This is a genomic window from Streptomyces sp. S.PNR 29, assembly GCF_030386795.1.
Lineage (GTDB): Bacteria > Actinomycetota > Actinomycetes > Streptomycetales > Streptomycetaceae > Streptomyces.
In genome coordinates this window covers 106,218-128,944 of the sequence record NZ_JANUQM010000007.1, presented here as the reverse complement: position 1 = coordinate 128,944, position 22,727 = coordinate 106,218, and the positions used below count along the sequence as shown (strand labels likewise).

Sequence of the window (22,727 nt, the reverse complement as noted above, 5' to 3'; positions counted from 1 at the left end):
ATCAACCATCCATGCCTTCTGTTGACTTTAGGCTTGGCCAGCCAGAGGATGTCCGGGGTGACCCACTCCGATCACCCGCCCGCCTCGTCCGCCCTCCCCGTCGACCTGGACGAAGCCGTCCACCGCTGTCTCGTCGCCGGGTTCGACGGCACGACGGGCGTGCCGCACACCCTCAAGCGACTCGTCGACCGCGGCCTGGGCGGGGTCATCCTGTTCACCCGCAACATCCGCGACGCCGAGCAGGTGCGGCGGCTCACCGACGAACTGCGGGCCATCCGGCCGGACCTGCTCGTCGCCATCGACAACGAGGGCGGCGGCATCGGCCACCTGGTGGGCGCGGGCGCCCCGGAGGTGCCCGGCTCCTACGCCCTCGGCGTCGCCGACGACCCCCATCTGACCGCCCGCTGCGCCGACGCGCTCGCCGGGCACCTGGCCACGCTCGGCATCACCGCTTCCTACGCCCCGGTCGCCGACCTCCAGCACACGCCGCGCAACCCCATCGTGCGCACCCGCGCCTTCGGCGCCGACCCCGCGCTCGCCGCCCGCCACCTGCGCGCCTGGATCACCGCCACCGAGGCGCGCGGCATCGCCTCCTGCGCCAAGCACTTCCCCGGCCACGGCGGCACCGAGACCGACAGCCACCACGGCCTCGCGGTCGACCCGCGGCCGCAGGAGGAACTCCGCGCCGACCTGGAACCGTTCCGCGCGGCCGTCGCCGCGGGCGTGCCGATGCTCATGAGCGCCCACGTCGTCTACCCGGCGTACGACCCGAACCGCCCGGCGACGCTGAGCCGCCGCATCCTCGGCGACCTGCTCCGGTACGAGCTCGGCTTCGAGGGCGTCCTGGTCAGCGACGCGCTGGAGATGAAGGCGATCGCCGACGAGTACGGCGAGGCGGCCGGCGCACGTATCGCGCTCGCCGCCGGGGCCGACCAGGTCATCGTCGCCGTACCGGACCTGGAGGTCACGCTGGCCTGCCGGGACGCCGTGTCCGGGGCGCTGCGTTCCGGCGTCCTGACGGTGGACCGCGTGGGAGAGGCGGCGGGGCGGGTGCGGCGGCTCGCCGAGCGGTACGCGACCCCCGCGTCCCACGTCGCCGCGTGGGACGCCGGGGCCGGGCTGGAGGCGGCACGCCGGGCCGTCCGCGGTCGCGCGGTGCCGCCGGCCGTGCGGGGCGCCCATGTCGTGGACCTGTTCCCGCCGCCCCACCCCGCGCTCAACTGGGGCGGTGAGGACCTGCTGACCGAGGTGCGCGCCGTCGACGCCACGGCCACCGGGACCGCGGTCACCGGGGAGCCGGCGGACCCGGCCGCCGTCGTGGCGGCCATCCTGCGTGCGACCGGTGACGCGCCGCTGGTCGTCGCCACCTGTGATGCCGGGCTGCACCCCTGGCAGGAACGGCTGCGCGCAGCCCTGCTCGCCCGGCGGCCGGACGCGGTGCGGGTGGACACCGGGCTGCCGGAGGGCGGCGCCCTGTGCTCCTACGGGCGTGGACGGGCGAACCTGCGGGCGGTTGCGGAGGTGCTCACCGGGCAGGTGCGCGCGGAGAGGTGACGCAGGTCAGGACGGCCGTACGAGTTCCTTGATCCCGCGCGAGGCCAGGTACCCGGCGTCGTCCGCCCGTGCCGCCAGGACCACCGCCGGGCGGGCGCCTTCCGTGCGCAACCGCATCCACGCCTCGAAGAACGCGCCTTGCGGACCCGAGACCGACCGGGTGGCGGGCGTGCAGTCCAGCACCAGGGCGGTGTCACGGGCGTGCGGGGTGGGCGGGTCGGCGCGCAGTTCGGCGACGGTCTCGGCCAGGGCCGTGGCGATCGGCTTGGCGCGGCCCGCCGAGTCGAACAGGCCCAGGGTGTACTCCAGCTCCGGGTAGTCGGCGAGGGCGCGGTCCACATCGTGGGAGCACCACCAGGTCACGCCCCACAACCCCGTGCACCCGGCCGCGTTGAGGACGGTCGCGCGGGCGAACTTGGGGGCGTCGGCCGCCGGGATGTGCGGCTCCGGCGCCCCCGTCTCCTGGACCCAGACGAGCCGGTCCGGGTCCTCGGCGTAGGCCTTGGCGAGCTCCGTGCCGTACTCGGCCAGGTGCAGGACCTGCGGGGAGCGGGGGCCGTAGCGGCGGGCGCAGTCGCCGGAGAACACCCACGGGTGGACGGTGGTCACATCGCCCTTGCGGGCCGAGGCCTCAGGGGTGAAGGGGTGGTCGTCGCCGTACCAGGCGGCGTCGTACGCGGAGTGCGTGGCCAGCTGCCCGTCGCGCAGTCCCTCCCGTGCGGCGGACAGCAGCGTGTCGAGGTAGTGGTCGACCTGCGCCGCCGTCACCGGGTTGTGCTCGACCAGGTTGTTGAGCTCGTTGCCGAGCTGCAGGCCGAGGAGGTTCGGGCGGTCCGCGAGGGCGTGGCCCAGGGTCCGCAGGAGCGCGGCCTGGGCCTCGATGGCCTCCGGGTCCGTGAACACGTTGCGGTGGTGCCAGCTGCGGGTCCACTCCGGGTAGAAGTCGAAGCTCGACAGATGGCCCTGCACGCCGTCCACGAGGACGTCGAGGCCGGCCTCGGCCGCCAGATCGACCAGGTGCGCCAGCTGGTCGACGGCGGCGGTGCGGATCAGGGTGCGGTTGGGCTGGAGCAGCGGCCACAGGTGGAAGACCCGGACGTGGTCGAGGCCGAGCCCGGCGATCTGCGCCAGATCATCGCGGGCGTGCGCCGGGTCGAAGTCGTGCCAGGAGTGGAACCAGCCGCGGCAGGGCGTGTAGTTGACGCCGAAGCGGAGCGTGTGGATGGGGTCCTCCTCGGGGCACGGCAAAGATCGGGGCTTGTCGTGGCCGAATGTATCAACCACCATGGTCCGCGATGAATAGTTCTTTCAACCAGGACTGCGGCCAGGACTGGGGGGACGGCCCCGAGGGCGGCCTCGTGGTCGGGCTCGACGCCGGCGGCACCCGTACCCGCGCCGTCCTCGCCGCCGCCCGGGACGGGCGCTCCCTCGGTGAGGGCGCCGCCGGGCCGGGCAACGCCCTGACCGTCCCGGTGCCGCGGCTCACCGAGCACCTGGCGGAAGCCGTCGCCCAGGCGGTGCCGGAGCCGGCGCGCGGCCGGGTCGTGGCCGTGGCGGGCGGCTTCGCGGGCGCCTCGGGGACCTCGCCGGACGAGCCCGGCAGGCACAACGCCCGGACCGCGCTCACCGCGGCCCTGCGCGGCCTGGGCATCACCACCGAGGCGATCGGGATCAGCAGCGACATCGAGGCGGCCTTCGCCTCCGCCCCCGGCGCCCCGGCCGACGGTCTGGCCCTGGTGGCGGGGACCGGAGCGGTCGCGATGCGCATCTCCGGCCGCCGCTGCGCCCTCACCGTGGACGGCGACGGCTGGCTGCTCGGCGACGACGGCAGCGGGTTCTGGATCGGACGGTCCGCGGTGCGGGCGGCGTTGCGGATGGCGGACGGGCGCGGCGGCCCCACGGTGCTGGCCGGGTCGGTGGCCCGCGCCTTCGAACTGCCGGCCGACGTGCTGCCGCACGCCTCCGGCGACGCGTGGGCCCCGGACCGACGCGAGGAGTACCGCAGGCGGCTGCTGCCCGCCGTCATGGCGCAGCCGCCGATCCGGCTGGCCCGTCTCGCGCCCGTGGTCGCGCAGGCCGCGCGGGACGAGGACCCCGTGGCGGAGGCGATCCTCGACCGGGCCGCGGACCACCTGGCCGAGTCCGTCCGCGCGCTCGCCCCCCGCCCGGGCGAACCGCTGGTCGCCACCGGCGGACTGCTCGGCCCCGACGGACCCCTGACCGCACCCCTGGCCGACCGGCTGCGCCCGCTCGGCCTCAGCGCCGACTGGGTGGCCGACGGCTGCCGGGGGGCCGTGGCGCTCGCCCGGCTCCTGATCGGCCTTTAGGGGTCCTTTCACAGGCAGACACTCACGAAAGGGACCGGCCGCATGCCGACTCCGGAACACGCGGCCGCCCAGGCCGAGCAGACGCCCCCGTGCCGCGGCGGTCACGAGGACGCCCGCCCTCTCTACCGCGACCCCGCCGCCCCCGTCGACGCCCGCGTGAGCGACCTGCTCTCCCGCATGACCCTGCGCGAGAAGGCGGGCCAGCTCAACCAGCGGATGTACGGCTGGGACGCCTACCGCCGCACCCCCGACGGCGGTTTCGAACCGACCGAGGCCCTGTACGCCGAGACCGAGCGCTTCGCCGGGCTCGGCGCCCTCTACGGGCTGCTGCGCGCCGACGCCTGGTCCGGCGTCGACCACACGGGCGGCCCCGGCGCCGAGGACAGCGCGGCCCTCACCGACCTGGTGCAGCGGCATGTGACCGAGCGCAGCAGGCTCGGCATCCCCGTGCTGTTCGTCGAGGAGGTGCCGCACGGCCACATGGCGCTCGACGGCACGGTCCTGCCCGTCAACCTGGCCGTCGGTGCCACCTTCGACCCCGGGCTGTACGAGCGCGCCGCCGCCCACGCCGCCGCCGAACTGCGTGCCCGCGGCGGCCATGTCGCCCTGGTCTCGGCCCTCGACATCGCCCGCGACCCCCGGTGGGGCCGGACCGAGGAGTGCTTCGGGGAGGACCCGTACCTGGCGGCACGGCTCACCGAAGCCCTGGTACGCGGCATGCAGGGCGAGCCCGCGGAACTCTTCGCCGCCGACAAGGCCCCCGTCGTCCTCAAGCACTTCGCCGGACAGGGCGCCACCGTCGGCGGCCGCAACTCCGCCGAGTCCGAGCTCGGCTGGAGGGAACTGCACGAGATCCACCTTCCCGCCGCCCGCGCCGGAATCCGCGCCGGAGCCGCCGCCGTCATGGCCGCCTACAACGAGGTCGACGGCATGCCCTGCTCCGGCAACCGCGCCCTGCTCACCGAACTGCTCAGAGAGCGCTGGGGGTTCGAGGGCCTCGTCATGGCGGACGGCCTGGCGGTGGACCGGCTGGCCCGCATCACCGGCGACAAGGTCTCCGCGGGCGCCCTCGCCCTCAACGCCGGTGTGGACCTGAGCCTGTGGGACGAGGGCTTCACGCATCTGGCGGAGGCGGTCGAGCGGGGCCTGGTGAGCGAGCAGGCCCTCGACGCCGCCGTCGCCCGCGTCCTGCGCCTGAAGTTCCGCCTGGGGCTGTTCGACCGGCCGGGCACCACACCGCCCGCACCGGCCGGAGGCAGGGAGCTCAGCACCGCCCTCGCCCGGGCCGCCGTCACGCTGCTGCGCAACGACGGCGGGACGCTGCCCGTCCGGTCCGGCGTCTCCCGTATCGCCGTACTGGGCCCTCAGTCGGCCACCACCGCCCACCAGTCGGGCGACTACACGGCCCCGCAGCGCCCCGGCACGGGCAGCAGCGTGCTCGACGCGCTGCGCCGGCTCGCCCGGCCCGGTGTCGACATCCGGCACGCCCCTGGCTGCGTCCTCACCGGCGACGACCTCTCCGGCATCCCGGAGGCGGTTGCCGAGGCCGCCGCGTCCGACCTGGCCGTGGTCGTCCTGGGCGGCAGCAGCGCCCGCACACCGGACACCGGCTTCGCCGCCAACGGGGCGGCCCTGACCGCCGTTTCGGAGATGACCTGCGGCGAGGGCGTCGACCTGGCGGGACTGCGGCTCGGCGCCGCGCAGTACGCGTTGCTCGACGCCGTCGTCGCGACCGGTACGCCGACGGCGGTCGTGCTGATCCAGGGCCGCCCGCACGTCGTGCCCGACACGGCGGCCGCGGTGCTCACCGCCTGGTACCCCGGCCCGTGGGGCGGCGAGGCGATCGCCGAGGTGCTGCTCGGGCTCGCCGAACCGGCCGGGCGGCTGCCCGTCTCCGTGCCCCGCTCGGCGGCCCAACTCCCCGTCTACTACAACCACAAGGACACGGAGTACGGCGGATACGTGGACGAGAGCGCCGAGCCGCTGTACTCCTTCGGACACGGGCTGTCGTACACGCGTTTCGAGTTCGGCCCGCCACGTGTGTCGGGGCACGGGATCGAGGTCGACGTCACCAACTCGGGGGACCGGCACGGGCGTACGGTCGTGCAGGTCTATCTGCGACGCCTGGTCACACCGGTCTGGCCGCGCACCCTCGAACTGTGTGCGTTCGAGGGTGTCGCCCTCGCGCCGGGTGAGCGCCGTACGGTCACCCTGACCGTCGGGGCCGAGCTCACCGGCGCCGTCGAGATCCGGGTCGCCGAGTCGGCGCGGGCCGCGCTGAGCGTCGTACCGGTGGTGGTCCACCCGGACGGCGCTCAGAACTTCACGGCCCCCGCCGACACGCCCTTGTAGAACCACCGCTGGGTGATCACGAACAGCACCAGCACCGGGATGACGGAGATCACCGACCCGGCCATGACCATCCGCTGGTCGTAGCCGAACGACGAACTCTGCAGCCGTGACAGGCCCAGCGTCAGCGTCATGTGGTTCTCCGAGCGCAGCACGATCAGCGGCCAGAGGAAGTCGTCCCAGGCGCTGATGAAGGTGTTGATGACGACCACCATGATCGCGCCCCACGCGGACGGCAGGTACAGGTGCCGGAAGCGCTGCCACTCGCCGGCGCCGTCGAGCATCGCCGAGTCCTCGATCTCCCGCGGCACCGCCAGGAACGCCCCGCGCATCAGCAGCACGTTGATGGCACCGACGAACCCGGGCAGCCACACGCCCACCAGGTTGTCGACCAGCCCCAAATCACGGATGCTCAGGAAGAGCGACACCATGATCGACTCGAACGGGAACATCATGGAGGCGGCCAGCACGACCCAGACCGCCTTGCGGCCCTTCCAGCCGGGCTTGGAGAGCATGTAGCCGGCCGTGGTGGAGAACACCAGCTGGCTGGTGATGGACAGGACCACCACGATCAGGCTGTTCCTGATGTACGTGGCCACCGGCACCTGCTCGAAGATCGCCTTGTACGCCCGCAGGGTCGGGTGGTGCGGCAGCAGGGTGGCGTTCGCCCCGAAGACGTCCTCGCTGGTGCTCTTCAGCGACGCCAGGAGCTGCCAGAGCAGCGGTCCGACGGTGATGGCGAGCACGAAGAGCAGCAGCAGATAGCGGACGACGAGTTCGCGGGGGCGGCCGTAGTCCCGCCAGCGGGGCATCAGGCGCCCGCGCTTGTGCACAGCGGTCGTCATGACTCGTCCTCCCTCGTCAGGCGCTGCGCCAGCAGGGTCAGCCCCAGCGTCAGCAGGAACAGCGCCACACTGACCGCCGACCCGTAACCGGCGTTGCCGGTCATCGGGTCCAGGCCGACGTCGCGGATGTAGAAGGGCAGGGTGCGGTCGGCGCCGCCGGGGCCTCCGGTGTAGCTGCCGAGCATGAAGATCTCGGTGAACACCCGCAGCGAGCCGATGCCGGTGAGCGTGCCGACCAGCATCATGGCCTGCCGCACGCCCGGCACGGTGATGTGCCAGAAGCGCCGGATCGCCCCGGCGCCGTCCATGGCCGCCGCCTCGTGCAGCTCGCCCGGCACGTTCCCCAGGGCCGCCAGGTAGAAGACCATGTACCAGCCGAGCCCCTTCCACAGCGTCAGGCCCATCGCGCAGAACAGGATCAGCCACGAGTCGGACAGGAAGGGGATGGCGTGCCGGATCAGATGGGCCTTCTGCAGCCAGGTGTTGACCAGTCCGTCGTCGGCGAGCAGCCACTGCCAGCTCAGACCCACCACCACGCTGGAGGCGAGCACCGGTGTGTAGAAGGCCGACCGGAAGAACCCTATGCCGGGCAGTTTCTTCTCCACCAGGACGGCCAGCATCAGCGGCAGCAGCACCATCAGCGGCACCACGATCAGCGCGTACAGCACGCTGTTGCGGGTCGCCAGCCAGAAGTCGGAGTCGTCCAGCATCCGGGTGTAGTTGGACAGTCCGACGAAGTTCGCGGCGCCGCCGAGCGGCTTGGCGTCGGTGAACGACAGCAGGACGGTGTTGAGGAACGGGAACACGCCGAAGACCGCCGCGCAGATCAGGGCGGGGGCGGTCCACAGCCAGGGCAGCCACCAGCGGCGGTACAGCGCCGCGCCGTTGGCGCCGGGGGCGGGACCGGGCAGTACGGCCCGGGCCAGCCGGCGGATGCGGGACGGGGCCGTGCCCGGCGCGGAGGTGTGCTCCGCACCGGGCACGGACACCGGCTTCACGGTCTGCGTCGCCACGGTCAGCTGCCCTGCTTCAGCAGCTCGTTGGCCTTCTCCTGGGCGTCCTTCACGGCCTGCTCGGGGCTCTTCTTGCCCTGCATGGCCAGCTGCACCTGGCTCACGATGGCGTTCTGCACGGCCGGGGAGAGGTTGGTCTGGTTGGTGTCGGCCGTCTTGAGCTGGTCGGCGACGAGCTTGCGGGCCTGCGAGAAGGGATCGTCACCTTTCACGTTCTGGAAGAACGGGTCTTCCAGCGAGGCCGAGGTGGTCGGGAAGATCACCACGTTGGGGTCCTTGCACCAGGCCGTCTGGTTCTCGGCGTTGGTGAGGAACTCGGCGAACGCCAGCGCCGTGGGGGCGTTCTTGCTGGTCGCGGCGACCGAGATGTACTGCGGGGCACCGGCGGAGGCGCGGCCGAGCGCGTCGTAGGGCTGCTGGCCGACGGCCGTCTTGGCGTAGATCGACGGGCTGTTCTGCTTCACGAACCGCACGAAGCTCGGGTTCGTCGAGCCGTAGGCGACCTTGCCCTGGCTGTAGAGCGTGGAGGGGTCGTTGCTGGAGGACAGCGAGTCCTTCGGCATCGCGCCTTCCTTGTACAGCTTCGCCATCCAGGCGACCCACTGGGTGGTGCGCGGATCGTCGGCGAACACGGCCGACTTGCCGTCCGCCGAGAGGATCTTGATGTTCATCTGGTCGAAGTCGGACGGGATGCGCCAGATCGGGTTGGCCATCGTCGCGTAGAACTTGCCCTTGCCCGCCTTGGCGATCTTCTGGTAGTCGGCGAACAGTCCGAACAACGTCGTCGGCGGCTTCGCCGGGTCGATGCCGGCCTTCTTCAGCAGGTCCTTGTTGTACGTCAGCAGGACGCCGCCGGTGTACCAGGGGAGCGTGGTGTGGATCGCCTTCCCGGAGGCGTCCTTGAAGGTGGCGGACTTCCAGAACGACGGGACGAACGGCTTCGCGACGTCCGGGTCCTTCACGCTCAGGTCGAGCAGGTAGCCGGCCTTGGTGAGGGCGCTCGCTGTCGGGGCGTTGACGTTGATGACGTCCGGCAACGTACAGGCCTGTGCGTCCGCGACGGTGCGCTGGGTGAAGGTGTTGTCGCCGGGGTCGTCGATCCACTTGACCTGGGCGCCGGGGTGGGCCTTCTCGAAGGCCTTGATGACTCCGTTGAAGAACCCGCCGAAGTCCTTCTTCAGGTTGGTGGTCTGGAAGGTGATCTTGCCCTTCACGTCGCCGGAGAGCTTGCCGGACCCGACGTTGGCCTTGTCGACCTTGCAAGCGCCGGCGGTGGCCTCCCCGCCGCCCGAGTCGCCGCCGGAGAGGCCGCAGCCGGCGGCCGTCAGCGACAGGGCGACGAGGCCCACTATGGATCCGGTCAGTCTTCTAGCGCGCATCGCTGCCCTCCTGGTGACCAGCCAGCCGCTGGTTCAATGAACCAAGTTCGACTTGGATTGATGAAAAGGTGGACCAGAATTCATCGGAGGTCAATGGGTTGCCGTGTTGCGTTTCGGTTCCGGCCGTGATCAAAACGCTGATCACGGCGCCGATCAGTGCCGGTGTTCGTGGTCCGGATGGGCGGGGTCGCCGGGATGCTCGTGCCCGGGAGCGTAGACGACACCGGCACGGGCCTGGTCCAGCCAGTCGACGAAGGCCCGCCGCCCCGCTGCCCGCCGCAGCTCCCGCGCGATGGGTTCGCGGACCCGCTCGTACGGCAGGAAGTCCTCCTCCGCCGCGGCGCCGAACGGATCGGCACCGCGCCGCAGCGCGGCAGGTGTGAGAAAGCGGTCCCGGTTGCGGACGTAGTAGTCCCGTGCCGCGTCCTCGGAGACGTCCTGCTCGCCCTCCAGGGCGGCCAGCAGGGCGCGCGCGGCCGGGGAGTGGGCCAGCGTCACCGCGACGATGCTGCCGAGGCCGGCGACGTCCGTCTCGGCCACCGCGAGCACACGGGCCGCCGCCACCTCGTCCCCCGGCTCCAGCCCCCGGTCCGCGCAGGCCCGCCGGGCGAGCTCGTCGGCGACCACCACCTGGGTCGCCCAGCGCCGCCGCTGCCGCTCGGCACGGGCGAGGGCGTCCGGACGGGTCTCCCGGTCACGGGGCGGCACCACCCGAAGCAGGGCGTCCACGCGCTCCCGCGGGACCGCCTCCCCGTGCACCAGGGCCGCGTGATCGGTCCGGGTGGGCCCGGGGGCACTCTGATGTACCGCGGCCGTGTGCTCCGTCAAGGCGTCACCTCCAGGGTGACGGCCTCCGTGTAGGCGACGCACCCGTGCCAGGCGACCTTCGCCATCAGCCAGTACGAGCCCGGTGGCACCGCCGAGCCGTCCACCTCGATCACGCACTCCAGCCGCTCACCAGCGGGCACCGTGAACCCCTGGCAGCCCGGCTGGACGCCCGGCCAGGTGCCCCAGGACGACACGGCCCACAGGGTGCCGCCGACCGGGCCCCCGGTGGTGTTGCACAGGCTCACCGGGACCCGGACCCGCTCGCCCCTGCCCACGGTGACGTGCTCCGTCTCCAGGTGGGTCAGGAGGCTCGGCCCGGCGGTCCCGCCCGGCACGTCGAGGGCGACGACGTCCTCGTAGGTCTGCCCGCCGTACGTCAGCCGGGCCGCGAGCCAGTGCCGGCCGGGCGACGCGTCGGGCGGCGGTGTCACCGTGATCTCGGTGAGGGTGAATCCGCCCGGGCCCAGCGCGTACGGCAGCTCGGCGGGCTCGGCGGACCAGCCCGGCGGCACGTGCAGGCGCACGGTGCCCGACACGGGCGCGTCGGTGAGCTCCGAGCCGACCCGGACGGTGGCGGTGACGGGGCCCGAGGCGGTGAGCGTGGTGGGGGAGAGGTACACGGCCACGGGCATGTTGCCGCGCGGGGCGGGGCCGGAGTTGTGCAGCCAGTAGCGGGTGGGGACGGGTTGTGCCGGCTCGTGGGCGGCCACGCCGGGGGCCGGGCGGGCCTGGGGGCCGGCGGCGGGAGTGGCCAGGACCGTGCCGACCTCGAATCCGGTCAGGCCGATCTCCAGCACGCCCGCGCCGTCCGGTGTCAACGGCTCCCCGGCTCTCTCCAGGACGTCCGCGCGGGCGCCCTCGGTCCACTCCCGTGGCCCGTGCACCCGCGCCCGTACCGGCCGGCCGTTCACCTCGTGCATCCGTACGACGACCCCGCGCCCCGGGTCCGCGGGGGCCACGCTGCCCCGGGCGAGCGGGGAGCCGAGCGGCTTGAGGGCGTCGAGCAGGACCTCGCCGGCGGGCTCCAGCTCCAGCAGGGCCGCCTTGCGGGGCAGCAGCGCGGCCTCGCCGGAGGCGCGCAGCCGGGCGGTGAGCGGGTGGTTGTACTCGTGGCCGCGCGCGGGCAGCCGCAGCCGGCGCCAGTCGCCCTCGCCCGCGACCACGGCGTAGTCGAAGGTGTGGGACCAGCGCTGGAGCTGGAACGCCGAGCCGTCGGGCGCGGTGCGGCGGGGCGGGTCGACCCAGACGCCGGACGGCCAGCCGGTGCAGGAGCGCATCAGGGACATGTAGAGGTCGCCGGAGGCGGTGACCACACAGCCGGGCGTGCCCCGGTTGAGGAGGGCGAAGCTGTGACCGTCCCAGGCGTCGCCGGGCGGCAGGGCCTCGCCGCCGCCGGCCGCCGTGGCCGTGACGGTCGCGTCGTCCAGGTCGGCGATCAGCGCGTCGACCGCCTTCGCGTCGTCCTCGGCGTGGGCGCCCGCCACCACCAGCAGCGGCAGCCGTTCGAGGTCCCGCAGGTCGGCCCCCGGCACCCACTCCTCGCGCAGTGAGGCGCGCGGCGCGACCCACACGGCCGCCACGCCCCGCCCGTCCAGCTGGCGCCGGAACTCCCGCCCCGCGGCCGGGTCCCAGCTCAGCGCCTCGGCGACCACGGCGTTGCGGTCGGGGCCGCCGACGGCGATACGGATGTCGGGGAGGTTGGAGTCGACCTCCAGATCGCCGTAGCGGGGGCCGTCGGCGAGGGTCGAGGTGGCGGTGACGCCGACGCGGACGAGGGCCGCCGCGAGCGCGGTGCCCAGCTCACCGGCGTCGTCCCAGGAGGCGTACACCAGCTCGGCGACGCCGATCGACCGGTGGCCGAGGAACCGGCCCGTGTCGTCGTGGACCGCTACCCGCGCGGTGGAGCCCAGCCCGAACCACGTGTTCGCCGGGTTGTCCAGCGTCCACGGGAACTGCTCGCTGTCCACCTCCACGAACCCGAACCCGCGGCCGATCACGGCGTCGGCCACCTCGTGCACCGGCAGCCCGCCCTGCACCGAGGACGGCCAGCGGACCCGGATGAGCCGGTCGGCGCCGTCGTAGCCGTCGATGGTGGTGGAGACGTCGAGCCGGTCGACGCCCTGGAGGAGGGTGAGCCGCTGGGTGTAGCGGAAGACCCCGAGGTCGGCGGTGACGGTGATGCGGGAGCCGGCCCCGGACCGCTCGACACGTACCTCGGCGGTCACGTCCCGGCCGCGGGCGACGGTGGTGCCGGTCGGGGTGAGGTGCCAGGGGCCCTCGCCGAAGCGCGGGTGCCTCGGGTACTCCTCCTGGACGACGAGTTCGTTGCCGATGTCACCGGGGCGCAGCAGCTCGCGGCCGTCCTCGGTGAGCGCGCGCAGACTGCTGACGCCGCCGCCGCGCGCGGGGTCGACCGTCACCTCGTAGAACTCGTTGCGGATGGTGGTGCCCTCGGCCGGCGTCCACCCGGAGGCGGTCCCTTCGGCGAGCGGCAGGGCCCTGAGCCCCATGCCGGGCACCTGGGGCACGACCACGCGCAGCGTGCCGTCCTCGCGCACGGCGGGCAGCGGCAGTCCCGTGTCGTCGAGGGGGAGGAGGCCCGGGTCCTCGACGGTGAGCACGTCCTGCCGCTGCCAGGTCGTGGAGTTGAGGACGACGAGGTCGGGGGAGTCGCCGGGGAAGGGGGTGACGTGGTCGGCGAGGGCCTGGGTGGCGTCGGCGTGCACGGTCTCGGCGAGGTCGTACAGCTCCCGCCAGCCCGTCATCAGGTCGATGTAGACCTGGTCGGACTCGGAGCCGGTGATGGCGTCGTGGTGGGCGCCGTAGATCAGCTGCCGCCAGGCCTTGTCGAGCGCCGCGTCCGGATAGGGGTGCCCGGTGACGAGGGAGGCGAGCGTCGCCCAGGCCTCGGCGTCGGCGAGCAGCGCCTCGCCGTACCGCTGGGCCTGCTTGGTGTCGATGTAGGAGACGTCCTTGCCGGTGTAGACCGGGTTCATGTCCCGCGTCTGCGGCGAGGCCTTGCGGCCTTCCGCGTCGAGCTGTGCGCGTACGGCGGCGAAGAAGTCGCGCGGGACCGCGCTGATGAAGCGGGGCCAGACGTACCGGGCGTTCCAGTCCCGGTGGATGTCCATCACCCAGCGGCACGGCGGCGCGTAGTCCCCGCCGACCGGGAGCAGCACGTTGCGGGTGAGCGCGACCTGCTTCAGCCCCTTGAACAGCTTGAACGCCGCCGCCTCGGCCTCCGGCAGGGTCGGCGCGTTGTCGATCGCCCAGCCCGCGCCGTAGTGGTTGACCATGTACGCGGTCAGCAGCCCGCGTCCGGAGGGGGCGATCCAGCTGAACTCGGCCGGGAACTGCATCCGGTTGGGGTCCCTCGGCTCCTCGCCGAACACGGACAGGGTCGGCCCCCACTGGTGGAACGGCCCGCGCGCCCACGAACTGGACGTGACCCCCGCGTCCGCCATCAGCCCCGGGAACTGCGGATCGTGCCCGAAGGCGTCCAGCTGCCACGCCGTCTCGGGCGACGCCCCGATGATCCCGCGCTGGAAGCCGTCGCCGTACAGCGCGTTGCGTACGGTCGCCTCGGCGCCGGTGAGGTTGGTGTTGGGCTCGTTGTAGGTGCCGCCCATGATCTCGACACGGCCGGTGCGGATCAGCTGGCGCAGGAAGGCGCGCTCTTCCGGGAAGGCGTCCCAGTACGGCTTGAGGTAGTCGACCTCCGCCAGCACGAAGGTGTACGCCGGGTCGCGGCGGGCCAGGTCGCAGTGGGCGCGGACGAGGCTCATGCCGGACTGGCCGCGCGAGTCGAAGGTGCGGGCCGGCAGACCCGTCGTGGCGGGGTCGTCGGCGACGTCCCAGGTCTCGGTGTAGGCGGCCTGGGTGTTCCACCAGACGGGGTCGTAGTGGAAGTGGCTGACCATGAACATGGTCCAGCCGGGCTCGGCCACCGTGAACTCGGCGGTGTGACGGGCCGTGTGCTCCCCGTCGACGGCGGTGACCGTGATCTCGCGCCGGTCACCCGGGGCGAGGCCGTCGGTCGTCACGGGTATCTCGGCACGCACGGTGCCGTCGTCGCCCACGGTGGCGAACGTCTCCCCGGCGCCGCGGATGCCCGGGCCCTCGGCGGAGAGGTGGACCGTCCGGCCGGGGAGATGGCTGATCTCGGCGGCCACCACCTGGTGCGGATGCTCGGCGGTACCGACGAAGAGCTCGGTCGACTCGACAGAGGTGACGCGCATGGGGCTCCTACCGGAGTGCTCGGGGGGAGCCCCATCCTGGCACCGGCGGTTGGTTCAAACAACCATCTTCATGTATCGCTGGTGGTTCATCCATGCAATCCCGGCCGTGCTCACCGGCTGCGGCGGGACTTCACCGCGTGCTGCCTGGCGATGTGGTCGGTCAGCGCCAGCGAGGCGCTCGCACGCTGGTAGGACAGCTGGGCGACCCGGACGTAGAGGCAGTCGATGAGGACCAGGACGGAGTGCCGGGCGCCGATGATGCCGGTGGGGAAGCTGGTCTCGGAGGTGGAGGAGATCAGCCGGATGTCCGCGGCCTTGGCGAGCGGGGAGCGCGGGTCGGCGGTGAGCGCGATGGTGGTGGCTCCGCGCTGCTTGGCCAGCTCGAAGGGTTCGATGGTCTCGCGGGTGGCCCCGGAGTGCGAGATGCCGATGGCGACGTCCGCCGGGGTGAGCAGGGCGGCCGAGGTGGCCGCGGCGTGCACCTCGGTCCAGCCGCGCACCGCGCAGCCGATCCGGAACAGCCTGGTCTCGGTCTCCTGCGCCACGGCTCCGCTGCCGCCGACGCCGTAGACGTCGATACGGCGGGCCCGGGCCATGGCCTGGGCGGCGCGCTCGATCGCGTCGAGGTCTATCCGGTCGATGGTCTGCTGCACCGCGCGCAGATCGGCGGTGCCGACGACCTGTACGACCCGCTCCAGGCTGTCGTCGGGGGAGATGTCCGGGCCGATCTCGGCGGTGCCCCAGTCGGAGACCTCGCCGCGGCCGCGTTCCTGGGCCAGCTCGATCAGCAGGTGCTGGTAGGAGTCGAGCCCTATGGCCCGGCAGAATCGGGTCACCGTCGCCTGCGAGGTCCCGGTGCGGCGGCCCAGTTCGGCGGCCGAGCAGTGGGTGACGGCGGCCGGATCCTCCAGGATCAGCTCGCCGACCTTGCGCAGGGAACCGGCCAGCCGGGGCAGCTCGGTGCGGATCAGAGCGGTGACGTCTGTCGGGGGCATGCAAAGAAGGTACCAGCCACCGTTACGTCCACAGATTGAATACCAGGACCGTCATGTGATTGAGTGATTCACAGAATAGACGTGTGAGGTGGTTCAATCCACCAGTGGGGAGTGCCGCGTGTCCGTCGAGTCTGTGAGCGCCCAGGAGTTCGCGCACGAGAGCCTGTCCGTCCTGCGTCACGTCACCGAGTCCGGCCGCGACGAGGTGGCGCGTGCCGCCGAGCTGATCGCCGACTGTGTGCGGTCGGACGGTGTCGTCCAGGCCTTCGGCACCGGGCACTCCCAGGCGATCGTCCTCGAACTCGCGGGCCGAGCCGGGGGTTTGGTGCCCACCAACCGCCTCAGCATCGCCGATCTCGTCCTGTACGGCGGTGATTCCCCCGCCGTCCTCGACGACCCGCTGCTGGAGCGCAAGCCCGGTGTCGCCGAGCGGATCTACGAACTCGCCGCACCGCGCCCCCAGGACCTCTTCGTCGTCATCTCCAACTCCGGCGTCAACAACGTGATCGTGGAGATGGCCCTGCACGCCAAGGCGCACGGCCACCGCATCCTGGCCATCACCTCGCTCACCCACACCCGTGCCGTGCCGGCCGGTCATCCCAGCGGCAAGAAGCTCGCCGACCTGGCCGACGTCGTCCTCGACAACGCGGCGCCGCGCGGTGACGCCCTGCTCCAACTCCCCGGCGGCGGCTCCGTGTGCGCCCTGTCCACGCTCACCGGTGTGATGCTGGCGCAGATGACGGTCGCCGAAGCCGCCGCGCAGCTCCTCGCCTCCGGCGAACGGCCGCCCGTGTACGTCTCGGCCAATGTGCCCGGCGGGTTCGAGAGCAACCTGGAGCTGGAGAAGCGGTATGCCGGACGGATCCGGCGGACCGCCTCCTGACTGTCATGTGACCGGGGCGGCGATCCTGTCCATTTTGTGATGTGCGTCACAAGGATTAGGGTGGGTCGCTTGGAGGCCCCCCTCGATCGGCGAGTCGAACGGCGGCTCGCGACCGGGCCGCCTCCGGGTGAGGGAAGTGATCCCGTTGTCCGTCTCCTGGGACGGCATCGGCGGTCTCGTCGATGCCCACGAACGTTTTCTGGCCGGGGCTCCTGTCGGCCCGGAGCTCCGAGGGCCGGTGCTCGACTCCTGGAAGCGGTGCCGGTACGCAGGGCTCGAACCGCACCGCGTCGAGGTGCCGTACACCTCCGACCTGGCGCTGGACGACCGGTTCCTGCGCGCGGCCGACCCCGTTCTGGAGGACCTCACCGCCTCGCTCGCCGAGCTGAGCATGACGGTCGTGCTCTGCGATGCCCAAGGCCGCATGGTCCGGCGGCTGGGCGGTGACCGACAGCTGCGCGCACGCCTCGACGAGGTACGGTTCGCCCCCGGATTCGACGCTTCCGAGCAGGCCGTGGGCACCAACGGCGTCGGCACCGCGCTGGCCGAGCGCGGCCCCGTCTACGTCGCCGGCCGTGAGCACTTCGCCGACTGCCTGCAGCCGTTCGCCTGCGCGGGCGCGCCCGTCCGCGATCCGCTGAGCGGGCGCATCGAGGCCGTCCTGGACCTCACCTGCCTGCGCGGCGATGGCGACCCCGCGATGCTGCGGCTGGTCCGCCGGGCCGCCCGCGACATCGAGGCACGGATGCTGGAGCAGGCGACCGCACGGGAACGGGCGCTGCTCGTCGCGTACCGGCGCTCCGGCGGTGACGCGGCCGGCTCGCCTCCGCAGCCCGGGCGCCCGGGCCACGGGACCGGCCCGAACGGCGGCGACCTCGGGCGGATCGAGCTGGCGGTACTGCGGGAGAAGGCCGAGGAACTCATCGCCTCCCCGCACCTGACCCTCGACGAGGTCGCCCTGCCCGGGGGCCGGACGGCGCTTCTGCTGCGCCGCCCGGTCACGGGAGCGGCGGGTGAGACAGGCGTGGCCGTCGAGGCCCGGGTCCTCGGCGGCCCGCGCCTGCAACAGGCCGGACCGGCCGTGCCGGTCACGCAGACCGGGCCGACGACGGCGACCGGGCCGACGGCCGGCCGGTCGGTGACGGTTCCGTCCGCACCGCTGACCCGACGGCCGGTGACAATTCGGCCCGTGACGGGGGCAGTTGAGCCGACGTCCGCTTCGCCCGTGCCGGGGGCTGCCGAGTCCGAGACGGCCCCGTCCGCTCCGGAAGCCGCCAGGACGATGTCCGCTCCGTCCGAGCCGGGGACCGCCCCGCCCGCGACCGCCCCGCACCCCGCCGCCATGCGCACCGTCGTTCCGGTGCCGTCGGCCGCGGAGCCCGAGCCCATCGGTCCGGAACCCTGGGCAGCCGGCGGCGCCGAGAGCAGGCTGCTGCTCGTCGGCGAGCCCGGCGTCGGCAGGCTCGCCGTCATGGCCCGCAGGCGGCTGGAGCTGTTGCACGACGCCGGCGTGCGGATCGGTACCACCCTGGACGTCACCCGTACCGCGGAGGAACTGGCGGAGGTGACCGTCCCCCGGTTCGCCGACTTCGCCGCCGTGGACCTGCCCCATGCCGTGCTGCACGGTGAGGAGCCCGAGCCGCAGGCCGCCGACACCCCGCTGCGCCGGGTCGCGCTGGGCGCCGTACACGAGGAGTCCCATCTGCAGCGGGCCGGCGAGACGGTCCGGTACACCCCGTCCGCCCCGCAGGGCCGCAGCCTGGAGAGCAAGCAGTGCGTGCTCGAACCCGTGCTGGCCGAGGCGCGCGGCTGGATCGCCCAGGATCCCGACCAGTGCGGGCGGGTGCTCGCGGCCGGCGTCCACTCCTTGATCACGGTGCCGCTGCGGGCCCGCGGCACGACCCTCGGCGTGGTGAGCTTCTACCGCTCCGAGAAGCCCGCCCCCTTCGAGGACGACGACCTGGCCCTGGCCCAGGAACTGGTCGGCCGCGCCGCGATCTGCATCGACAACGCCCGCCGCTACACGCGCGAGCACAACACCGCCCTCGCCCTGCAGCGCAGTCTGCTGCCCCGGGGCCGCCCCGAGCAGAGCGCCGTCGAGGTCGCCTACCGCTACCTGCCCGCGCAGGCCGGGGTGGGCGGCGACTGGTTCGACGTGATCCCGCTGTCCGGCGCCCGGGTGGCGCTGGTCGTCGGCGATGTCGTCGGCCACGGTCTGCACGCCGCCGCCACCATGGGCCGGCTGCGCACCGCCGTCCACAACTTCTGCTCCCTCGACCTCCCCCCGGAGGACCTGCTCACCCACCTCGACGACCTGGTCGGACGGCTCGACCGGGGCGAGGGCTGGGCGGCGGAGAACAGCCCGGACTCCGGCATCGTCGGAGCCACCTGCCTCTACGCCGTCTACGACCCGGTGTCCCGGCGCTGCACCCTCACCCGCGCCGGGCACCCCTTCCCCGCGGTCGTCGCACCCGACGGAACGGTGGAGTTCGTCGACCTGCCCTCCGGGCCGCCGCTCGGACTCGGCGGGATGCCCTTCGAAACGGTGGAGCTGGAGCTGGCCGAGGGCAGCCAGCTGGTGCTGTACACCGACGGTCTGATCGAGGACCGGCACCGGGACATGGACTCCGGCCTGGACCGGTTGCGCGCCGTCCTGGCCTGCCCCGGCCGGTCGCCGGAGGAGAGCTGCGAGGCACTCCTCGACGCGCTGCTGCCGAACCGGCCGAGCGACGACGTGGCCCTGCTCGTCGCCCGTACCCACGCGCTGGGGTCCGACCGGGTCGCCCAGTGGGACCTGCCCAGCGATCCGGCGGTCGTCTCCCGCGCGCGTGCGGCGGTCACCGAGCAGCTGGCCGACTGGGGCCTGGACGAGCTGGCCTTCACCACCGAACTGGTCGTCAGCGAACTGGTCACCAACGCCATCCGGCACGCCACCGGACCGGTCGAGCTACGACTGCTCCGCGACCGCGCCCTGATCTGCGAAGTGTGCGACGGCAGCAGCACCTCCCCGCGCCTGCGCCGCGCCCGCACCCTGGACGAGGGCGGCCGTGGCCTGTTCCTCGTCGCCCAGCTCACCGATCGCTGGGGGACCCGGTACACACCCGACGGCAAGGTGATCTGGACCCAGCAGCCGCTGCCGTGAGGTCTGGCCCCCGCCCTCGCCCCTCTTGTCACCTCGGCCGACTTCCTGGAGTCCCTGCCGGACCGCTGCTGAAGCGTCAGGCGACCGCCGGCTGTCCGGCCGGGACGGGGACCAGTCGGGCCGGCCGCGCGGCTCCCGGCCGTGACCCAACCCGGCGGGGCAGGGGGCGTGGGTCGTGCGTGATCTCAGCCGGTGCGGGAGAGCAGGTGCGGTGCGTGGGTGGCGACCGCTTCCATCAGCTGCTTCTTCGACGGGTTCACCATCGCCCGGCCGGCCACGGTCACGGTCGGCACGGTCTCGTTCCCGTCCGCGACCGAGCGGACGAACGCCGCCTCCGGGTCCCGCCAGATGTTCACCTTGGTGTACCGCAGCCGAGTGAAGAGCAGCCGGAACCGCAGCTTCATGCAGAACGCGCACAGGGGCCGCCAGTACACGACCACGCCGTCCCGGTCCTCGGCCATCGTTCTCCCCCTAGGTCTCCCGCCGTGCCGCCGTGCAAGCGTAGACGAGCCACCTCGCGGGAAGGGCGCTACGTCGCCACCGCCCCCGCCACCGGAAGGCCCGGGGTGCGGAAGACCCGTCGCCCGGCGTCCACGGCGAACACCTCGCACCCCTCGCGCGCGGCGGCCCACTCGATGCCCTCGGCGCCCAGTGCGAACGCGGCGGTGGCGACCGCGTCCGCCACGGTCAGGGACGCGGCCACGACCGTCATGCTGAGCAGCCCGGTCGAGGGGCGCCCGGTGCGTCCGTCGATGATGTGGTCGCCGCGCTCGTAGCGCGCGGAGGTGGCGACCGCCCCGTCGGTGACCTCCAGCACGGTGCACAGCCGGTCGGCGTGGTCGGGGTGCCGTACGCCCACGCGCCAGGGCCCGCCGACGGCGACCACGTCACCACCGGCGTTCAGGCAGAACCGCCGGGCCCCGGCCGCCGTCAGCAGCTCCGCCGCCCGCTGCACCGACCAGCCCTTCACGACCGCGCACGGGTCCAGCCCCCGCCCCGGCAGCCGCACGTCGAACGCGCCGCCCGTCGCTACCCGGTACTCCTCGCACAGGCCGAGGACCTCCCGCAGCTCGGCGCTGGGGTCGGTCACCTCCCCGCGGTCGAACCGGGACACCTCACTGCCGGGCTTGAAGGGGCTGAACCGCGCGTCGACCTTGCGCAGCCAGGCGAACACCGCGTCCGCGGCCTCCTCGGGCACGTCCTCGTCGTCCACCCGCAGCGAGACCGGGAACCCCATCACGTGCTCGACGCGCCGCACCTCAGGAGCCCTTCGCGTCGAGCGCGGCCTGCAGCGATTCCCGGTAGCCGTCGCTGGTGATCGTCGCGCCGGACACGGTGTCGATGTCGGCGCTCTGCGCCCGCAGCGTCTCCTGGATCAGCTTCGGCACGGCGGCCTCGGTCTGCGGGTGGTTCGGCTGCTGGAGCATCCGTACGGCGGTGATCTTGTCGCCGTCGAAGGTCACCTCGACCTGGACGGGGCCCTTCTCGGTGTCGACGGTGGTGCCGGCGACGACCCGGCCCGATGTGCCCGACGAGGACGACGAGGACGACGAGGACGACGAGGACGACGCGGACGGCGTCGAGGCGGACTCGGCGGCCCCGGTCGTCGACGTCGTCGTGTCCGTCGACGGTGTGTAGCGCCAGACCGGGATCAGGCCCGCGATCGACAGGACCAGGACAGGCAGTGCTCGTTTCACGGTGCTCACCTCATCCCGCCAGGCTGAAACGCTCGAAGTGGATCTGCGGCCTGGGCACGTTCAGCTCCCGCAGACTGCCCAGCACCGCGTTCATCATCGGCGGCGGACCGCACAGGAAGACGTCCCGGTCGGCGATGTCGGGCACCCATCGTGCCAGCTCGCTGGGCGCCAGCTTGTCGGGGACGGGCGGCCCGCTCACCAGGTGCAGTTCCGCGCCCTTGGCGATCGCCAGCTCCCGCAGCTCGTCGTAGAGGACGGCGTCGCGGTCGGTGGCCACACGGTAGAGGACCACGGCGTGGCCGTGCAGCTCCTCCAGCAGTGCCCGGATCGGGGTGACCCCGACGCCGCCCGCGATGAGCAGGGCGTCCGGGCGGGTGCGGTGCAGGGCGGTGAAGGCGCCGTAGGGACCCTCGGCGAACACGCGCGTGCCGGCCTTGAGGTGCCGCAGGGCGGCGGTGCCGTCACCGGCGGTCTTGGCGGTGAGCCGGAGCTGGGTGCCGTCGGGCGCCATCGACAGGGAGAACGGGTTGGCCTGCCACCAGCGGTCGCGGGTCAGGAACCGCCACAGGAAGAACTGGCCGGCCCGTGCGGGCAACCGGTCGAGGTCGCGGCCCGTGACGTAGATCGAGACGACGTTGTCGTTCTCCGGGACGACCGCCGAGACACGGAGCCGGTGCCGCAGGTTCCGCCACAGCGGAAGGACGAGCCGGCCCACGAAGACGGAGGCGAGGGACACGCCCCACAGCGCGTTCCAGTACGCCTTGGCCGCGGACGACGAGGCGAAGGTCGTCCCGACCGCGACCTGGTGGGTGAAGGCCAGAATCACGGCGACGTAGGCGTACAGATGGATGAAGTGCCACGTCTCGTACGCCAGGCGGCGCCGGGCGTAGCGGGCGGATACGGCACCGACCACGAGGATGATCGCCAGCGCGACGACCGCGCGCAGGACGCCCTCGGTGGTCTCGGCGAGGTCGACCAGCTGGTTCACCGGGTCCATGGAGGAGGCCTGGGCGTAACCGAAGGTGATGAACACGGCGTGCGCGAGCAGGGCCCACAGCACACCGAAGCCGACCCAGCGGTGCCAGGACGTCAGCCGGTCCATGCCGATGCGGCGGTCGAACCACGGCAGCCGGGCCACCAGCAGCAGCTGGAAGGCCATGAGCAGAGCGCCGTAGAGTCCGGCGAGCCGGCCCAGCACGATCAGGGCGTTCGAGGCGAACCCCGCCCGCGCGAAGAAGTAGGTCACCACGGCCGCGTTCGCGGCCAGTACGGCGTACAGGCCCGTGCGGGCCACCACCCGGGGCCGTATCGCCGTGGCGGGCGCGGGGGGTGATTGGACGGTCGTCACGGACAGCAGCTCCTTGATCGGGTCAGGGTCGGTCGAAGCTTCGCTGGCGGCGGCTGTCGTTATCCTGTCGGCCAACTTTCAAGTACTTATCGATCCGGCCGCGGGGGGCGGCCCCGGGTGGAGTGGGGA

General features: G+C 72.9%; 16 protein-coding genes. 5 read left to right on the top strand and 11 right to left on the bottom strand.

Translation table 11 applies throughout. The annotated features are described in order from the left end of the window. Positions 1-57: 57 nt before the first annotated feature. Entirely contained in the window at positions 58-1,554 is a 1,497-nt protein-coding gene (locus NW895_RS20210) for a glycoside hydrolase family 3 N-terminal domain-containing protein (RefSeq protein ID WP_289937143.1), read from the top strand. A gap of 6 nt (positions 1,555-1,560) precedes the next feature. Here NW895_RS20210 and NW895_RS20205 read toward each other — a convergent pair whose 3' ends face one another. After that, positions 1,561-2,841 carry a cellulase family glycosylhydrolase gene (locus NW895_RS20205; protein ID WP_289937142.1) on the bottom strand — a complete coding sequence of 427 codons (1,281 nt, stop codon included), beginning with the start codon at positions 2,839-2,841 and terminating at the stop codon, positions 1,561-1,563. Positions 2,842-2,849: 8 nt separating this feature from the next. Between NW895_RS20205 and NW895_RS20200 the strand changes: the two genes are divergently transcribed. Both NW895_RS20200 and NW895_RS20195 read left to right on the top strand, forming a co-directional pair. Further along, complete coding sequence (locus NW895_RS20200; RefSeq protein WP_289937141.1) at positions 2,850-3,881, top strand: BadF/BadG/BcrA/BcrD ATPase family protein; 1,032 nt, start codon at positions 2,850-2,852, stop codon at positions 3,879-3,881. Positions 3,882-4,058: 177 nt separating this feature from the next. Beyond that, positions 4,059-6,233, top strand: coding sequence for a glycoside hydrolase family 3 N-terminal domain-containing protein (locus NW895_RS20195; RefSeq protein WP_289937392.1), 2,175 nt, complete (start codon positions 4,059-4,061; stop codon positions 6,231-6,233). On the opposite strand, the gene NW895_RS20190 is transcribed toward NW895_RS20195, so the two are convergent. The 6 genes from NW895_RS20190 to NW895_RS20165 form a co-directional block, all read right to left on the bottom strand. After that, positions 6,197-7,075 carry a carbohydrate ABC transporter permease gene (locus NW895_RS20190; protein WP_289937140.1) on the bottom strand — a complete coding sequence of 293 codons (879 nt, stop codon included), beginning with the start codon at positions 7,073-7,075 and terminating at the stop codon, positions 6,197-6,199. The genes NW895_RS20195 and NW895_RS20190 overlap by 37 nt on opposite strands. Next, positions 7,072-8,088 (bottom strand): sugar ABC transporter permease, encoded by a 1,017-nt coding sequence (locus tag NW895_RS20185; RefSeq protein WP_289937139.1) that lies wholly within the window; start codon positions 8,086-8,088, stop codon positions 7,072-7,074. Before NW895_RS20185 ends, NW895_RS20190 begins: the two co-directional genes overlap by 4 nt. 2 nt (positions 8,089-8,090) lie before the next feature. After that, entirely contained in the window at positions 8,091-9,467 is a 1,377-nt protein-coding gene (locus NW895_RS20180) for a sugar ABC transporter substrate-binding protein (RefSeq protein ID WP_289937138.1), read from the bottom strand. A gap of 153 nt (positions 9,468-9,620) precedes the next feature. Then, positions 9,621-10,295, bottom strand: coding sequence for a peptidyl-prolyl cis-trans isomerase (locus NW895_RS20175; protein WP_289937137.1), 675 nt, complete (start codon positions 10,293-10,295; stop codon positions 9,621-9,623). Continuing rightward, on the bottom strand, positions 10,292-14,533 hold the full coding sequence (locus NW895_RS20170) for an NEW3 domain-containing protein (protein ID WP_289937136.1): 4,242 nt from the start codon (positions 14,531-14,533) through the stop codon (positions 10,292-10,294). Before NW895_RS20170 ends, NW895_RS20175 begins: the two co-directional genes overlap by 4 nt. A 110-nt stretch (positions 14,534-14,643) precedes the next feature. After that, entirely contained in the window at positions 14,644-15,528 is an 885-nt protein-coding gene (locus NW895_RS20165; RefSeq protein WP_289937135.1) for a MurR/RpiR family transcriptional regulator, read from the bottom strand. A gap of 118 nt (positions 15,529-15,646) precedes the next feature. Here NW895_RS20165 and NW895_RS20160 point away from each other — a divergent pair, with 118 nt between their 5' ends. Both NW895_RS20160 and NW895_RS20155 read left to right on the top strand, forming a co-directional pair. Next, positions 15,647-16,411 (top strand): SIS domain-containing protein, encoded by a 765-nt coding sequence (locus tag NW895_RS20160; protein ID WP_289937134.1) that lies wholly within the window; start codon positions 15,647-15,649, stop codon positions 16,409-16,411. Between the two features lie 136 nt (positions 16,412-16,547). Beyond that, positions 16,548-19,553, top strand: coding sequence for a SpoIIE family protein phosphatase (locus tag NW895_RS20155; protein ID WP_289937133.1), 3,006 nt, complete (start codon positions 16,548-16,550; stop codon positions 19,551-19,553). A 185-nt stretch (positions 19,554-19,738) separates the two neighbouring features. Here NW895_RS20155 and NW895_RS20150 read toward each other — a convergent pair whose 3' ends face one another. From NW895_RS20150 to NW895_RS20135, 4 genes are all read right to left on the bottom strand, one after another. Continuing rightward, entirely contained in the window at positions 19,739-20,014 is a 276-nt protein-coding gene (locus NW895_RS20150) for a glutaredoxin domain-containing protein (RefSeq protein ID WP_289937132.1), read from the bottom strand. 68 nt (positions 20,015-20,082) lie between these two features. Next, positions 20,083-20,811 carry an FAD:protein FMN transferase gene (locus tag NW895_RS20145; RefSeq protein WP_289937131.1) on the bottom strand — a complete coding sequence of 243 codons (729 nt, stop codon included), beginning with the start codon at positions 20,809-20,811 and terminating at the stop codon, positions 20,083-20,085. Position 20,812: 1 nt separating this feature from the next. Continuing rightward, positions 20,813-21,250, bottom strand: coding sequence for an FMN-binding protein (locus NW895_RS20140; RefSeq protein WP_289937130.1), 438 nt, complete (start codon positions 21,248-21,250; stop codon positions 20,813-20,815). 10 nt (positions 21,251-21,260) lie between these two features. Then, on the bottom strand, positions 21,261-22,598 hold the full coding sequence (locus tag NW895_RS20135; RefSeq protein ID WP_289937129.1) for a ferredoxin reductase family protein: 1,338 nt from the start codon (positions 22,596-22,598) through the stop codon (positions 21,261-21,263). Positions 22,599-22,727 lie beyond the last annotated feature (129 nt).

Excerpts from the sequence above, each read along its gene's own strand:
- NW895_RS20190 (WP_289937140.1), bottom strand. The coding sequence starts at position 7,075 with ATGACGACCGCTGTGCACAAGCGCGGGCGCCTGATGCCCCGCTGGCGG.
- NW895_RS20205 (WP_289937142.1), bottom strand. The coding sequence starts at position 2,841 with ATGGTGGTTGATACATTCGGCCACGACAAGCCCCGATCTTTGCCGTGC.
- NW895_RS20200 (WP_289937141.1), top strand. The coding sequence starts at position 2,850 with ATGAATAGTTCTTTCAACCAGGACTGCGGCCAGGACTGGGGGGACGGC.
- NW895_RS20195 (WP_289937392.1), top strand. The coding sequence starts at position 4,059 with ATGACCCTGCGCGAGAAGGCGGGCCAGCTCAACCAGCGGATGTACGGC.
- NW895_RS20150 (WP_289937132.1), bottom strand. The coding sequence starts at position 20,014 with ATGGCCGAGGACCGGGACGGCGTGGTCGTGTACTGGCGGCCCCTGTGC.
- NW895_RS20165 (WP_289937135.1), bottom strand. The coding sequence starts at position 15,528 with ATGCCCCCGACAGACGTCACCGCTCTGATCCGCACCGAGCTGCCCCGG.
- NW895_RS20170 (WP_289937136.1), bottom strand. The coding sequence starts at position 14,533 with ATGCGCGTCACCTCTGTCGAGTCGACCGAGCTCTTCGTCGGTACCGCC.
- NW895_RS20180 (WP_289937138.1), bottom strand. The coding sequence starts at position 9,467 with ATGCGCGCTAGAAGACTGACCGGATCCATAGTGGGCCTCGTCGCCCTG.